Raw genomic sequence first — 14,851 nt, 5'->3', positions numbered from 1 at the left:
TGCATTTGGGCATTAATCACCCCCCGGTATTTTCATGTATGGGTTGGTATCTAAGAATGGAGCTAGCACTCAATCATTGCTTACTTTTGACTTAACTCGATCAATTTGGCCGCAACAAACAGATCTTGGACAGCAATACCTGAACTATCGAAAACAGTAATATCATTGGCTGATTCACGCCCCGCAGATTCACCAGCTATAACCTTACCTATTTCAGTGATTGATGCATCTTGAGTGTGCTGGAACTCCCCAATAACAAGTGACTGCGGCTCATGATCACAATATAACTTCGCGTATTGATATAGCGCTACGGGCAATTCCTGCTTTCCAATTTTATCGGCGCCCATCGCAGAAATATGAGTGCCAGCCTTTACCCAATCAGCGACGAATAACGGCTCTTTGGCCGTGGTTGCTGTCACAATAATGTCTGTATGCTCACATGCAAACTGAGCAGTTCCAGCTTCCGCTGGTACTCCTTGCTTAGCGAGTCGGCCAACAAAACTCTCCGTATTGCTTTTGTTTCTCCCAACCACAATGACTCGGGAAATATGTCGAACAGCTGAAATGGCTAAGACTTCATACTCTGCTTGATGCCCGGTTCCGAACACACTTAATACTGAGGCATCTTTTCGAGCGAGGTAGTCAACAGCTACCGCGTCCGCAGCAGCAGTACGATAGGCATTCACCTTGCTTGCAGCAACCGCAGCGACCAATTCCCCAGTTTGTGGGCTTAACAAAAAAACAGTTGTACCGTGACAAGGTATATTTTGGTTATCAGGCCAGTAGGTGCCAGTTTTCCAACCCACCAACGTTGATGTACAAGCTGACTTTAATGAAAACACAGAGTCAGTTTGTGGGCCTGAAGCATTTACAACCGGGAATAGCCTTGTTTCGTTGCAAGTCGCGGCAACAAGCGCCTCTTTTACGGCAATATAAGCTAGATCGTGAGAGATAAGTTGTGCGGTTTGGTTCTCGTCTAAATAAATCATCTTACCACCCCAATATTCGCGTCCAGACTTCATGAGAATTATCATGTGTATCAAAAACATGATAGTGGGCGTGCATTGACGCTGTGGCGCAAGCGTGGTTCGGTAAAACATGCAAACGGCAGCCAACAGGGTACGCGTCAAAATCGATAGAGCTACCATCTACTGAACCGACAATACCGTGTTCTTGATTGACCGTGATGACCTGATGGTGAAGGAGTAACTTTCCGGATCTGTCAATGAGCAAACCATACCCGCAGTCTTTGGGTTGGTTGGCGGTACCTCGATCAGAAGAAAGTGCCATCCATCCCGCATCGATAAACAACCAGCCTTTTTCTTTGTTATGGCCTATTACCGTCGTGACCACGCTTGCGGCAATATCGTTGATATTGCACACGCCAATCCCAGCCATGATCAAATCGAAAAAGCCATAGACACCCGCTCTTACTTCCGTAATGCCGTTTAGGTCTTGGTAACTGTGCGCTGTCGGTGTGGAGCCAATACTGACAATTTCGCACGGAATGTCAGCGCAGCGAAGATGATTAGCCGCTTTTAGCGCAGCTTTCACTTCATTGTCAGCGGCAGCGCGTAAAGAGGCTTGGTCAAAACAGAGATAAGACTCGCCAGCATGGGTGAGTACCCCTTGAAAATCCGCTGAGCCGTGGTGTAATAACTGTGCGATGTTAATCAGCAAGGGGCTATCTGGTCGAATGCCTCCGCGATGGCCGTCACAGTCGATTTCTATTAAGACAGGGACAGTGCAGTGGTTATCGTTGCCGTATTGATTCAGAATTTGCGCTTGTTCTACCGTATCCAGCAACACCCTGATCTCGACGCCTTTAGAAAGGAGTTGGTGCACTCGTGGTAATTTTTCAGCGGAAATCCCAACTGCATAGATGATGTTGGTATAGCCTTCACTAGCGAGTGCTTCGGCTTCTTTCACGGTCGAGACCGTGATGGGGGAAGCCTTTTCAAGCAATAGATAGGGCGCCGCATCGAGCGATTTAACTGTTTTAAAATGTGGTCTTAATGCCGCCCCAAGACCTTCAATTTCTTTGCGTAGTCTTTCTAGGTTTCTAAGAAAGATTTGCTTATCAACAAACAAAAATGGCGTATCTAGCGTCTCGTCGTTATGTTTAAATTCCGAATTCTTGAACATAATCATCTGCCTAATGCATCAGTGGTCAAACACTCAGTGGTGTATTCAATTTCCCGTCTGACAATCAGTATCCAAAAAACACATTTTGTTTTACATTAATATTTATTAACTTATTGATTAGGTTATAACCTAATGATCACCTCTGAAGACTTAAGATTCATCGTGACGATTGCAAGCCACAGAACGCTGGCTGATGCAGCGAGAGCAATGAATATTACACCGCCCTCCGTGACGCTCAGGCTTCAACATATCGAACGAAAACTATCGGTCACGCTGATCCAACGACCATCTCGTATCGTGAGTCTGACAGAGGAGGGCCAGCTACTGCATGACAAAGGCGTAGTTATTCTCAGAGGGCTGGACGAGTTACAAGAACAGATTGATGAGAGGAAAGAGCAGGTATGTGGGACGTTAAGGGTCTTAGCACCTCTTGGCTTTGGCAATGACTATGTTGCGCCATTACTGGGCGAGTATAAATCTCAGCATCCTCAACTCGATATTGAACTGGAACTGTCTGACAATCCTAATTGGTCGAGTCACCATAAGTGGGACATCATCATTTATATTGGCGCGTTGAATGACTCGTCGTTAAAGATGATCACACTTGCTTCAAATCAACGCTATATATGCGCCTCTCCAAAATATGTACAGGAAATGGGATACCCGGATACACCTCAAGACCTCACTAAACATCAATGCATTGCATTACGAGAGAATAATGAAGATGTCACCTTATGGCAGTTTACTGATGGTTCAAATGGAAAGCATGAAGTCATGCGGATCACCCCATCACTTGCTAGCAATGAAGGTCGAGTGATTAAAGATTGGGCGAGAGCCGGCTTAGGAATCATTATGCGTTCAGAGTGGGATGTCCAACCCCAGATAAATAATGGTGAACTTATACGGTTGTTACCAAATTACTTATTACCTGATGCAAACATCGTTGCTTTATTAGGTAGCCAAGAGAAAGAGCGTTCTGCACGTATTTCTGGATTTATAGAGTTATTAAAAGAAAGATTATCCCCAGCACCGTGGCAATGAACGGCGCGTAGAAAACAAATGCGACAATATTGATACGAAATATTTAATCGCTTTTTTGGGGAGGGGGAAAGTGATCATATTTGAACAATCGATACTGTGTTTTGTATCTCATTACTTTTGATTTTTTTAGCGGTGACCGCGTACTTACATGGTTATTGCAAATAATGATGACAGAATTGACTGATCCTCGATTAATCCTGAGTCTGTGCTATTCCTCTTAATACACATATCGCAAATGGGACACATATATGACCACCGATATTGAGCTGTCTGGTCGCCGAGCATCGCTCGATACCTTGTTGACGCACATACAACAGTTGAGCCGACGCCGTGACATGACGTTCTCTGAGTGGGCGACACAGTTGCTTGAAATTGGGGCGAATTACTTTGCGGCGAATGCGGGGAAGTTAACTTGCGTTGGTGATCAAGAACTGCAGGTTGTCGAGTGTTATACAAGGCCAGCAGAGGTTGGAGGGAGTTTCTCGGCGTGTCAGGCAGGTGATACTGCGCCGTTGTCTACCTCATTTTGTGGAATCGCAGTGAGCGAGCAAACACCGATACTTGCCGCAGATACTCGCGTGCATGACAAGCTGAAGGGGCATCTGTTTATTAAAAGTTTGCCCGTCGCTTACTGGGGAGTAGCGATTTATTTCAATGGTGTCGTTTGGGGAACGTTGAGTTTTTGTGGAGAGACAGTAGGGGAGGCACATCCTCTTGACGAAGAAGCCTTGTTGCTCATGGCGGGCTTATTGGAACTGAAACTAGAAAACGAAGAGTACCGTGAAGAAGTGCGGGGTGCTCGCGAGTCCTATCGGGTTTTGAGTCAGAGACTAGAGAAAATTCAACATGTCGATGCATTAACAGAATTGCCTAACCGTGGGGCACTGTTTGATTATCTTCATCGTGAAGTGAACCAGCTCATTCGCCGAGATGGGGAAGGTGCTATTGCTTTGGTCGATATCGATTTTTTCCATATGTTCAACGAACAACATGGGCATGAAGAGGGCGACCGAATCCTCAAGGGGGTTGCAGTGGCGCTCAGACAAGCGGTTCGCAACTATGACTATGTTGCACGCTATAGTGGTGAACAATTTTTGGTATGGTTCCCTGATACCTTGCAATCAGAAGTTGCAAAAGTGTGTGTACGAATGGCTGAGCATGTGGCTCAGTGTGAAGTGGATGGGACGCCAGTGACCATCAGCGTAGGTTATTGTGCATTTCGTAGTGACAGCGAAGAGAAGATCCCTTTTTCTAAAGCGCTAGATAAGCTGATTAATCTCGCTCATGGCGCGTTGGTGGAAGCGAAAGGTAAAGGGCGTAATTGTGCGATTTCTGCTTCGAAGCGTCCGGTGACAATTACATCATTATCTTGATCGTTTACAGCCTATCTTAACCGTTTATGCGTTAACTAGCGTGATGCCGTCACGCTTGAGACAGCGTCGACAATCCGTGGATTGATCGCGAAAGTGTTGTGTTGTCGATAGTTTTACCGATAAAGATAAACAGAGAGAAAATAGTTAATTTGCTCGTTGATGTATTTCACAACACTGTGTTTATTGCTTACCTCGCCCCCTCCTGTGACATCCCAAGGAATGAACTTTGAATACTCAGGCAAAGGTTTCCCTGATTGAACCGATGACGGGGACATGGCAATGAGGTAGTCGACGCGTTCTTCCTTGTAATTGTCGATTTTTAAATGATATTTATCGCTACAGACAATGTTGTATTGATGAAGTGCGTGGCATGCCGATGTGACGTCGCAGGTACTGCTCGTGAACGCGCTAAATCCTCTGAAATAGCTATTTGCTTTGTGCGTCAGTATCGACTGAGCAACAAGAGAATATCCCTCCTTTCCATCACATAGAAACAAGACGCTGGGTTTGGCGTTTTGACGGCTAGCTTGCCCTGCTAAACCTATTTTGGTCAATGCTCCCTCTTGGCAAACTGGCTCTTGGCATGCTTGCTTTTGGCATGTGGTGGGTTCGCTTTTTCTCGTCATGCATTTTTCCTATTTTCGCGTCACCGCTAGGTGAGCCGTTTTGATTGCTGTTGTGTGCGCTTTTTGACTTTCGCGACAAACAATCACGGCAATGAGAAACCACTTGTTGGCTTTCATCATGCGTGCTCTGCGAGAAAAAACGTTGATACCTGCAAACTGCTATGAGCGCTACAGAGGCGCGGAGATTGAGGCATGGGAAATATACTCAGCAACCTGAAATCGAGCATCTTCAGGTTTATTGGGTATAACCTAAGGGTGAAATATGTCATTCGCGTGACGTATTGATTTAGTTAATGTTTCAGTGGTGATCGGGCTGCCGATGTAATGGAATGTTCACATTTCGTTAAGCTAAGCGTCACATTAGGGCTCTAACTTTTACGTCAGTTTTAACCGAAATCGAAAGCAGTTAGCGCTTTGCACTGCTTCACAGAATAGATATCGACTTGGAGGTTGATGTGAAACTTAAGACTCTGATTGCGGCATCCACAGTATGCCTGTCAACGTTTGCAGCAGGTAACGCAGCGGCAGCAACACGTGACTACATTAGTATTGTTGGTTCCTCAACAGTGTACCCATTTGCGACAGTAGTAGCGGAACGCTTCGGTCGCACCTCAGAATTCTCGGTACCAAAAATTGAATCTACGGGTTCAGGCGGCGGTTTGAAGCTGTTCTGTGCCGGCGTTGGTGAAAACACGCCAGACATTACTAACGCTTCTCGCAAAATCAAAAGCTCTGAAGTTGAGCTTTGTGCCAAGAACGGCGTCAAAGACATCGTTGAAGTGAAAGTGGGCTACGATGGCATCGCCTTCGCAAACTCGAAGAAATCGCAGCAGTTCGACATCACTTTGAAAGACCTTTTCACTGCGCTCGCGAAAGTCGTGCCAGATGCAAACGGCAACCTTATCGAAAACCCGAACAAAACGTGGAAAGACGTCAACGCGTCACTTCCAGCCCTGAAAATTGAAGTGCTTGGTCCACCACCAACGTCGGGTACTCGCGATGCATTCGTTGAACTAGCAATGGAAGGCGGCTGTAAGCAGTACCCAGCATTGAAAGCGATGAAAAAAGCGGACAAGAAAAAGTACAAAGCCGTGTGTCACGGTATTCGTGAAGATGGCGCATTCATCGAAGCTGGCGAGAACGACAACCTGATCGTTCAGAAGCTAGATGCTAACCCAAGCGCGTTCGGCATCTTTGGTTACAGCTTCCTTGAGCAAAACTCTGACAAAGTACAAGGCGCGAAAATCGGCGGTGTAGTACCTACCTTCGATGCAATTGGTGACGGTTCTTATCCTGTTTCTCGTTCACTTTACTTCTACGTGAAGAAAGCGCACTCAGATGTTATCCCCGGCCTTCAAGAGTATGTTGCGGCATTTACTTCTGAAGATGCAATTGGTGACGAAGGTTACCTGACTGACCGTGGTCTGATTCCACTGTCAGCACGTGATTGGAAACTGGTTCGCAACAGCGCAGTAGATTTAACGCCAAATCTGTAAGTTGTAACTATAGGGTCTGTTGACCCTTGGTGGTGGGCCGAAAGGCACACCACTTTAGCTGTATCAGGGATTTAAGGAATAGGGATGACGACATCCACATTGATGGTGATGGTAGTGCTGCTAACTTTTAGCGCCTATTTCCTCGCCAAAAAACGCTCCCGAGATGTTGCTACCGTAAACGGTGGTTTGAACACGCTTCACTCTCGGCCTGTATATTACGGTTCGTTTGCTGCCATTCTCGCAGCAATTCCGAGTTTTATATTGCTGGTGATTTGGCAAGCCGTCGAGCCAAGTCTGGTTGAATCATTGGTTATGGCGCAACTGCCGCAAGCGACCATTGACTCGCACCAGAATATCCAACTGCTATATAGCCAAATTATCCATATTGCTAACGGTGTTCTCCAAACAGAAGACCCAAGCCTATTGGCAGCAGCAGGACACTATCAACACCTAGAAGGCATCGGGCAGACCTTGCGTTTTGTCGCCGTTGCAGCTTTATCTCTGATGGGGTTGGCATTAGGTTGGCGTATCGTTAAACCTAAGCTGAAAGCCAGACACTATGTAGAAAGATGCCTTCAAATCTTCCTCATGTTTTGTTCAACGCTGGCGATTTTGACTACCTTAGGTATCGTCCTTTCTGTGTTGTTTGAAGCGATTCGTTTCTTCCAAATAATTCCTGTGACCGACTTTTTGTTTGGAACATCTTGGTCGCCACAAATTGCACTTCGTGCTGATCAGCAAGGTGCAAGCGGTGCATTCGGCGCAATTCCACTCTTTACCGGTACCTTGATGATCTCATTGATCGCCATGTGTATCGCCGCGCCAATTGGCTTGATGAGTGCGATTTACTTGGCGGAATACGCCTCTCCACGAGTGCGTAATATCGTTAAGCCGATTTTGGAAATTCTCGCGGGTATCCCCACCGTGGTTTATGGCTTCTTTGCAGCATTGACTGCCGCGCCATTCATTCGCGATATCGCACATTCTATTGGCCTGAGTGGCGCATCTTCAGAGAGCGCACTTGCCGCGGGTGCCGTCATGGGCGTCATGATTATCCCGTTTGTGTCATCACTGTCGGATGACGTGATCACCGCCGTACCTCAAGCGCTGCGCGATGGGTCGCTAGGCTTAGGGGCAACGCGCTCAGAAACCATCAAAAGTGTGGTTCTCCCTGCAGCATTACCGGGCATTGTCGGTGGTTTGCTGCTCGCCGTTTCCCGAGCAATCGGTGAAACCATGATTGTTGTTATGGCTGCTGGCCTTTCAGCAAACCTCACCGCGAATCCCCTCGATTCTGTTACCACAGTCACCGTTCAAATCGTGACCTTGCTGGTGGGCGACCAAGAGTTTGATAGCCCGAAAACACTTGCAGCATTCGCACTAGGTTTGACGTTGTTTGTCGTGACCTTGGCGCTTAACTTTGTCGCACTTCGAATCGTGAAGAAATATCGAGAGCAGTATGACTGATAGATTATTGAAAATCGCTGAAACTAAGCGAGCGAAAGTCAAAGCTGGCGTCGCACGTCGCCGCGCAAAAGAAAAGCGTTTCCGTTTCTATGGTGTTGCCTCTATATCCATGGCCTTTGCTTTTCTGATCGTGCTGATGACAACCATTGTCTCTGACGGCTACACCGCGTTCTACACCACGGAAATCAAACTGACCGTGGATTTGTCTGAAAGCGCGTTGGGTATTGATGGGCAAGACATCAACAAAAAGACATTAATGAATGCTAGCTTCCGCAAAGTGGTGCGCAAAGCCATTCTTCAAGAAATCCCTGTTGATGGCCGCAAGAACAAACGTGCGCTGTATTCGTTTCTATCGAACGGTGCAGAATACGATTTGCGGGACAGGGTGATTGCGGACCCATCCTTGATTGGACAGAAGCTCGAGTATTGGGCGCAAGCGGGTGATAACTTCAACCAATACAACAAGGGCAACATCAAAGCCAGCACTCCTGAAGATGGTCGTCAGTTCAAGAACCAGCAAATTGAGTGGTATGACGAATTGAAGCGTGAAGGCAATGTGCGCACTGTCTTTAACAAGAACTTCTTCACCAATGGCGATAGCCGAGATGCAGAGCTTGCCGGCATTTGGGGCGCAACCGTTGGCTCGTTCTACACCTTGTTGGTCACGTTAGCCTTGAGCTTTCCAATTGGTATATCTGCAGCAATTTACCTAGAAGAGTTTGCGCCACGCAACCGTGCCACCGAACTGATTGAAATCAACATCAATAACCTGGCAGCGGTTCCTTCGATTGTGTTTGGTTTGCTCGGCTTGGCTGTGTTCTTGAATGTGGCGGATTTACCTCGCTCCGCGCCTGTAGTGGGCGGTTTGGTACTGACCTTGATGACACTGCCAACCATCATTATTTCAAGCCGTGCCGCGATCAAAGCTGTGCCGCCATCCGTGCGTGATGCTGCATTGGGTGTCGGCGCATCAAAAATGCAAATGGTCATGCACCACGTATTGCCTTTGGCAATGCCGGGCATGCTAACTGGCACCATCATCGGGATGGCACAAGCCTTGGGTGAAACCGCGCCGCTGCTGATGATTGGTATGGTTGCATTTATCGTAGAAGTGCCTTCTGGCCCACTCGATGCAGCAACGGCGTTACCTGTACAAATTTATCTCTGGGCAGAAAACCCAGAAAAAGGTTTTGTTGAGAATACATCGGGCGCAATTATGGTGCTGCTGGCGTTCTTGGCATTTATGAACGCATGTGCCGTTATCATGCGTAAGCGCTTAGAGCGCAGATGGTAGGAGTATGGAAATGACAACCACGACCACAACTGCAATGACACATGTCGGTGAATTCCCGCAGAAAAAGAAAATGGAAGCGGCTGAGCACACTGCAGCCCCGAAAGAGACCTGTGGTGTCCCGTTTGTAGACGCACCAAGAATGACGGCTAGAAACGTCAGCGTGAGCTACGAAGCGGGCGCAAAATCAGCCATTCGTAACATCAATCTCGATATTGGTGAGAAACAAGTGCTTGCCATGATTGGCCCGTCAGGCTGTGGTAAATCCACGTTTCTTCGTTGTTTAAATCGCATGAACGATACGGTTCCTGGCTGTGAAGTGAAAGGCGAGATTTTGTTGGACGGCCATAATATCTATGCCAAAGAGCAAGAAATCGTTGAGTTGCGTTCACAAGTCGGCATGGTATTCCAACGTCCAAACCCATTCCCGAAATCCATCTATGACAATGTGGCTTATGGCCCGCGTATTCATGGTTTGGTTGACAGCAAAGACGAGCTAGACGGCGTGATCGAAGAATCACTGCGCCGTGCAGGTTTGTGGGATGAAGTAGCGTCACGTTTGGATCAGCCTGCGACTGGTTTGTCGGGTGGCCAGCAACAGCGCCTTTGTATTGCGCGAAGCATCGCGATTGCACCGGAAGTGATTCTGATGGATGAGCCGTGTTCAGCACTTGACCCAATCGCAACGGGTATCATCGAAGATTTGATTGAAGAACTGAAAGAGAACTTCAGCATCGTGATGGTCACGCACTCCATGTCACAAGCTAAGCGTGTCTCAGACCGCACCGCCTACTTTCATTTGGGCGACTTAGTAGAGTTGAATACCACCGAAAACGTATTCAACAACCCAGAGCATAAATTAACACGTGATTACATCAGTGGGCGTTTCGGTTAGTTTGTTGTTTTTAAGTGAGAAATAACATGAAAGGCGGACATGGAGTCCGCCTTTTTGATTCGTATTAAGTGATGTTATTCACCCATGTTTAGCCCGCGAATTCAAACACAGTTTTACCATCTTTGATGGTTTCTAACACCTTAATGTCTTTGATTTCCAATGGCTCAACATTCAAAGGGTTTTGTGCTAAAACGACCAAGTCTGCTCGTTTTCCCACTTCGATAGTGCCTTTTTCTATTTCTTCAAAGTTTTGGTATGCCGCGGTTTTAGTGACGGCTTCCAGTGCTTGGTAAGGGGTGATTTTGTGGTGTTCACCTAGCGTTTCGCCAGAACGCGTAACACGGTTAACGGCGGTCCACATGTTTAGCATTTGGTCTGGGAAGGCAACGGGAGCATCCATGTGAATGGTGTATGTTAGCCCAAACTCCTCAGCCCATCCCATCGGAGAGATGTTTGATGCGCGCCATGGGCCTAGAACAGAGTCGCGATGGTAATCACCCCAAAAGAAGGTGTGAGCTGGGAAGTAAGACGCCATCATTCCGGCATCACGCATGCGTTTGATTTGGTCGAGACGCATCGTTTGAGCATGAATCGTTGTAGTGCGGTGATCTCGCTCCCCGTACTTTGCGTTGGCTTTTTCTACTGCATTTAACAGTAAATCGGCAGCGGCATCACCATTCGCGTGACTGATCAATTGTGCGTTGTGTTGAAAAGCCAAATCTACGTAGTGATCCATTTCATCTTGGTTCAAGACAGGATAGCCGTGATAGTGATAAGAGTGGCTGTGCGGCACTTCAAAGTACGGCGTAGATAGGAAAGCGGTCTTTCCTTGAGGAGAGCCATCACCCGTGACTTTCATCCCCGCCAGTTTCAGGCCGTTGTTGTACTCACCAAGCTTCATGTTCTCCAAGATGGTTTCGAAATCTACCCATTTGGCATACGCCAATACATCAATTTTTAGTGCGCCAGTATCGGCCATGGATTTGATAAGCCCTAGTGTGGAAGCCGTTGCTAAACCTTCTTGCGCGGTTGTCACACCATAACTGGCAAAGAGATCTTGAGCCTTCTGACAATTGGCAAGGGCCTCCTTTTGGCTGCCAACCGTCAAATGTGGAAAAAGCGCATAAGTCGCGGATTCTTCAATCAAGCCAGTCAACTCACCGTTGCTATCTTTGTGGATAATGCCGCCGCTCGGGTTCTCTGATGCTGTGGAGTAACCAATTTGTGTCATGCCTGCCGTGTTACACACGCCTAAGTGACCAGAGACGTGCATCATACAAACGCTGAAATCACCGGTAACCTTATCCATTTCTTGTATATTTGGGTGACGCTTTTCAGCGAGAACAGAGTCGTCATAACCGAATGCAATGTGAAGAATGTCTTTATTTAATCCTGGCTGTGAAAAATGGCGTTGGAGTTCGTTTTGAATGTCACCAACACTGTCACTTGTTCCCATTGGAGAAGGGTAAACAAACAGCGAGTTTGCTAAGGGAATGTAATTCGCAAAGTGACCATGAGCGTCGATAAAACCTGGCGTGACAGTTTTGCCTTCAAGATCGCGTACTTCAGTGTTTTTGCCTTTCTGTTTGAGCACGTCTTTCGTGCTGCCAACCGCGACGATTTTACCGTCTTTGATGGCGATAGCTTGAGCGCGATCTTGTTCACTTGTTACCGTAACAATGTCGCCGTTTTTCAGAATAAGATCTGGTGCAGCGAATGCCATCGACGAGGAGAGCGCTAAAGCGATCAAAGAAAGCGGGAAAATTTTCATATCGACCTCTGCCATAAGTTTTTTTAAGTAGGATTTTGAACTCACAGTTATTTTTAACTGAAATTCATTTACGACAAAGTCAGTTTTGTTAGGGTATTACTAACAAGAGGTGCAACGGATAGGAACAGAATGCATACCTTAGAGCAACTCGCCACCTTCATTGCTGTATACGAGCAAGGCTCTTACAGTGCCGCTGCAAAACTGCTGGGAAAATCGCGAACCACGGTGCGTGAACATGTGATGGCGTTTGAAGATGGTGTGGGTTACGACCTGTTCATCATTGATGGCCGAAAAGCCATTCCTACAGAGAAAGCCAGTAAACTCTATTTTCAAGCTAAGGTGGTGGATAAACAAAACCGCGAGCTCCATTACTTCAGCCAATCACTTTTCGACAGTGATGTTCATTCACTTACGGTTGTGCATGATGTCTTTGCCCCTTTGAATTTAATGGTCAGTATTGAAAAGAGGGTGAAAGAACACTATCCCAACATGGTGGTTAACTGGCTGCACAGAACGCGTCAGGAAGCCTTGGTCATGCTGAAAGAGGGCGAAGCGGATTTTGCATTAATGCCCAACCGAGACATGGCTTTTGCTGAAACGGAGGTGACATGGAAAACGCTGGGTCATTTACATTTGAAATGCTATGCGGCGAAAGAATCCCCACTGTCTGCCATGGAGGCGGTGACTATTCATCATCTGCAAAGTGAAACTCAATATATCAGTGAAAACTTTCTGGCGCTTAACGTCGGCTTCGCCAAGATTTCACCTCGGTTTCATGTGGTAAGTAACCATGATTTGCTTTGCGAGATGATTAAGCAACAGGGGTGGGCGGCAATGCCAGAAGATTACATGCAACCCTATTTGAAGAGCGGTGAGTTGGTCGAGTTGAAGCTTAAAGAGCTACCAAAAAGTAAAATGATTGGGCTGAATGTTTTTTTCGCCATTGGAAAAGATAACCAAAAGGTATTTGCTGACACCATTGATTGGTTTGTCGAAGAAGGCCACATGTTGGGTTAAAAAAGGGGCAAGCCGGAAGGAGAGAACACTTTGGGTATATTGACGCAATCGGAGAAGCATCAATATACCCATGGCTTGCCCAAAGGTGTGAAGCGCGTTTTGGAGATAGAAGCTGCTTAATTAAAAACGAATATTCGTTCTTAGCCCAAATAGCAGGGCTTTATCTTCTGTTGATACCATGGATTCCACGTACTGAAGATCCGCAGTGAAGGTCAACCAAGGCGTTGCTTGATAGGCATAGTAGGCTTCAACGCCTTGTTCATTTCTCATGCGGGCATCAATAGGCAAATCTGCTATATCAAGAATGCTATTGACGGTGTTTTTTAAATCGTTTGAGAGCGTGAGGTGGTAGTAACCGATGCCCCAGCTGTCTTGCGGGCGATCGAAGAACAACGCCTGACCACCGTTAGGCGATGCAGATGCCAAGCAGGGTAAAAATTCGGTGGGTGCAGCTTACTTAAGCAGCCGTGTTCAGTATTTTCAGGTGCACGCGATTGATAACAACATGATGCCCGAGTCGGCTTTATGACAGATATCATTCATCAAAAAACACAGGGTTGGATGACAACCTGCGTTTAGAATGTGATTCGTCATCGATTCATTTTAGTGTGCCGAGAAAACCATTAAACTGATGAACAAACCCTCTAACTGTTTAAAGGCTGCGCAAACAAACAAATTTCAGCAAATTCAGGCTTTACAAGCAGGCGAGGGCTTTGTAATATTCGCCGCAACAACGGAGAGATGGCTGAGTGGTTTAAAGCACCGGTCTTGAAAACCGGCGTGGGTTTATAGCCCACCTAGGGTTCAAATCCCTATCTCTCCGCCAAATTAGAAAAGGCCGCTGTTCTTGCCAAAGATACAGCGGCCTTTTTGCATTCCAGCGATGGTGATTCTATCTCGGGATTTGAAAGTCCCTCTATGCCTCGAACTGGCTCCACCAAATCAGATTAAGCCCGCCTTCTCTTGATAACAGGAGTGAGCGGGCTTTTTCGTATCTGGCGTTCGGCATTCTTGGATTGAAAGGGTTAAGTGTCTATAGTGGTTCAATTCACAAGCGATGGTAGCTCGCAACTAAAGCTTTGTTTGAGAAATTCATCAGGGAGATATCGTGGAAATTTGGACGCTGCTTTTCTTCATTCCGGCATGCTTTGCGCTGAACATGACCCCGGGACCGAACAATCTCCTCTCCATGAATAATGCGCGGTGCTATGGGTTTAAATCTGCGTTTATTGCTGGGTTAGGCAGAATTACTGCGTTTGCTGTCATGATAGCGTTGGCAGCGTCGGGGTTAGCCGTGGTGCTGTATGCGTCCGAAACGCTGTTCTTTGCGATCAAACTGTTTGGCGTTCTTTACCTGCTTTGGATTGCTGTCAGCCTTTGGCGCTCAGAATCAAGCCCAGTGTCTGAAATCGATACTAATCAAAACCGCTTTGGTCTCGCGAAGCAAGAATTCATTCTGGCGTCTGGCAACCCGAAAGCAATATTGATCTTCACCGCTTTTCTTCCTCAATTTGTGGATGTTTCCGCAAACGTTCACCAGCAATTTTTCGTATTAGGTTGCACGTTCTTAGCACTGGAAATGACGGCAATATCTATCTATGCAGTGTTTGGCATCTACCTCAGGCAATGGTTCGCTAAACCCCGAATGGCAAAACGTTTCAATAAAGCATGTGCCGCCTTCTTAGCGTTTTCTGGTCTCAATCTCTTACTTAGTCGTCAGTAATTTCAA

13 protein-coding genes and 1 tRNA gene are annotated in these 14,851 nt (G+C 46.8%); 9 read left to right on the top strand and 5 right to left on the bottom strand.

Annotation, left to right across the window (positions count from 1 at the left end; translation table 11 throughout):
- Positions 1-80: 80 nt before the first annotated feature.
- Complete coding sequence (locus tag LRP50_RS06890; RefSeq protein WP_274163727.1) at positions 81-1,022, bottom strand: ornithine cyclodeaminase family protein; 942 nt, start codon at positions 1,020-1,022, stop codon at positions 81-83.
- Positions 991-2,145 carry a DSD1 family PLP-dependent enzyme gene (locus LRP50_RS06885; protein WP_274163726.1) on the bottom strand — a complete coding sequence of 385 codons (1,155 nt, stop codon included), beginning with the start codon at positions 2,143-2,145 and terminating at the stop codon, positions 991-993. Before LRP50_RS06885 ends, LRP50_RS06890 begins: the two co-directional genes overlap by 32 nt.
- A 132-nt stretch (positions 2,146-2,277) precedes the next feature.
- Here LRP50_RS06885 and LRP50_RS06880 point away from each other — a divergent pair, with 132 nt between their 5' ends.
- On the top strand, positions 2,278-3,186 hold the full coding sequence (locus tag LRP50_RS06880; protein ID WP_274163725.1) for a LysR substrate-binding domain-containing protein: 909 nt from the start codon (positions 2,278-2,280) through the stop codon (positions 3,184-3,186).
- Between the two features lie 248 nt (positions 3,187-3,434).
- Positions 3,435-4,559, top strand: a complete 1,125-nt coding sequence (locus tag LRP50_RS06875) for a GGDEF domain-containing protein (protein WP_274163724.1) — start codon at positions 3,435-3,437, stop codon at positions 4,557-4,559.
- Between the two features lie 113 nt (positions 4,560-4,672).
- On the opposite strand, the gene LRP50_RS06870 is transcribed toward LRP50_RS06875, so the two are convergent.
- On the bottom strand, positions 4,673-5,185 hold the full coding sequence (locus LRP50_RS06870; RefSeq protein WP_274163723.1) for a hypothetical protein: 513 nt from the start codon (positions 5,183-5,185) through the stop codon (positions 4,673-4,675).
- Between the two features lie 455 nt (positions 5,186-5,640).
- On the opposite strand from LRP50_RS06870, the gene LRP50_RS06865 reads away from it, so the two are divergent.
- The 4 genes from LRP50_RS06865 (at position 5,641) to pstB (ending at position 10,334) form a co-directional block, all read left to right on the top strand.
- A complete protein-coding gene (locus LRP50_RS06865) occupies positions 5,641-6,681 on the top strand; it encodes a substrate-binding domain-containing protein (RefSeq protein ID WP_274163722.1) in 1,041 nt (346 codons plus the stop codon).
- An 84-nt stretch (positions 6,682-6,765) separates the two neighbouring features.
- Positions 6,766-8,148, top strand: a complete 1,383-nt coding sequence (gene pstC, locus LRP50_RS06860) for a phosphate ABC transporter permease subunit PstC (RefSeq protein ID WP_274163721.1) — start codon at positions 6,766-6,768, stop codon at positions 8,146-8,148.
- Positions 8,141-9,442 (top strand): phosphate ABC transporter permease PstA, encoded by a 1,302-nt coding sequence (pstA, locus tag LRP50_RS06855; protein WP_274163720.1) that lies wholly within the window; start codon positions 8,141-8,143, stop codon positions 9,440-9,442. Before pstC ends, pstA begins: the two co-directional genes overlap by 8 nt.
- 139 nt (positions 9,443-9,581) lie before the next feature.
- Entirely contained in the window at positions 9,582-10,334 is a 753-nt protein-coding gene (gene pstB, locus LRP50_RS06850; protein WP_274163883.1) for a phosphate ABC transporter ATP-binding protein PstB, read from the top strand.
- Positions 10,335-10,422: 88 nt separating this feature from the next.
- Here pstB and LRP50_RS06845 read toward each other — a convergent pair whose 3' ends face one another.
- A complete protein-coding gene (locus LRP50_RS06845; RefSeq protein ID WP_274163719.1) occupies positions 10,423-12,105 on the bottom strand; it encodes an amidohydrolase in 1,683 nt (560 codons plus the stop codon).
- Positions 12,106-12,234: 129 nt separating this feature from the next.
- On the opposite strand from LRP50_RS06845, the gene LRP50_RS06840 reads away from it, so the two are divergent.
- Positions 12,235-13,122, top strand: a complete 888-nt coding sequence (locus LRP50_RS06840) for a LysR family transcriptional regulator (protein ID WP_274163718.1) — start codon at positions 12,235-12,237, stop codon at positions 13,120-13,122.
- 120 nt (positions 13,123-13,242) lie between these two features.
- Here LRP50_RS06840 and LRP50_RS06835 read toward each other — a convergent pair whose 3' ends face one another.
- Entirely contained in the window at positions 13,243-13,548 is a 306-nt protein-coding gene (locus LRP50_RS06835; RefSeq protein WP_274163717.1) for a carbohydrate porin, read from the bottom strand.
- A 309-nt stretch (positions 13,549-13,857) separates the two neighbouring features.
- On the opposite strand from LRP50_RS06835, the gene LRP50_RS06830 reads away from it, so the two are divergent.
- Positions 13,858-13,948 (top strand) — tRNA-Ser (locus LRP50_RS06830).
- Positions 13,949-14,230: 282 nt separating this feature from the next.
- On the top strand, positions 14,231-14,845 hold the full coding sequence (locus LRP50_RS06825; protein WP_274163716.1) for a LysE family translocator: 615 nt from the start codon (positions 14,231-14,233) through the stop codon (positions 14,843-14,845).
- Positions 14,846-14,851: the final 6 nt, after the last annotated feature.

It is taken from the genome of Enterovibrio gelatinilyticus, assembly GCF_028683095.1.
Classification (GTDB): Bacteria; Pseudomonadota; Gammaproteobacteria; order Enterobacterales; family Vibrionaceae; genus Enterovibrio; species Enterovibrio gelatinilyticus.
Note: the sequence above shows the minus strand (reverse complement) of the source record. Positions and strands in the feature narration are given on the sequence as shown.

What these genes read in the sequence shown, in the direction of transcription:
- LRP50_RS06890 (WP_274163727.1), bottom strand. Translation starts at nt 1,022, where the DNA reads ATGAAGTCTGGACGCGAATATTGGGGTGGTAAGATGATTTATTTAGAC.
- LRP50_RS06845 (WP_274163719.1), bottom strand. Translation starts at nt 12,105, where the DNA reads ATGAAAATTTTCCCGCTTTCTTTGATCGCTTTAGCGCTCTCCTCGTCG.
- pstC (WP_274163721.1), top strand. Translation starts at nt 6,766, where the DNA reads ATGACGACATCCACATTGATGGTGATGGTAGTGCTGCTAACTTTTAGC.
- LRP50_RS06840 (WP_274163718.1), top strand. Translation starts at nt 12,235, where the DNA reads ATGCATACCTTAGAGCAACTCGCCACCTTCATTGCTGTATACGAGCAA.
- LRP50_RS06885 (WP_274163726.1), bottom strand. Translation starts at nt 2,145, where the DNA reads ATGTTCAAGAATTCGGAATTTAAACATAACGACGAGACGCTAGATACG.
- LRP50_RS06880 (WP_274163725.1), top strand. Translation starts at nt 2,278, where the DNA reads ATGATCACCTCTGAAGACTTAAGATTCATCGTGACGATTGCAAGCCAC.
- pstA (WP_274163720.1), top strand. Translation starts at nt 8,141, where the DNA reads ATGACTGATAGATTATTGAAAATCGCTGAAACTAAGCGAGCGAAAGTC.
- pstB (WP_274163883.1), top strand. Translation starts at nt 9,582, where the DNA reads ATGACGGCTAGAAACGTCAGCGTGAGCTACGAAGCGGGCGCAAAATCA.
- LRP50_RS06870 (WP_274163723.1), bottom strand. Translation starts at nt 5,185, where the DNA reads ATGACGAGAAAAAGCGAACCCACCACATGCCAAAAGCAAGCATGCCAA.
- LRP50_RS06875 (WP_274163724.1), top strand. Translation starts at nt 3,435, where the DNA reads ATGACCACCGATATTGAGCTGTCTGGTCGCCGAGCATCGCTCGATACC.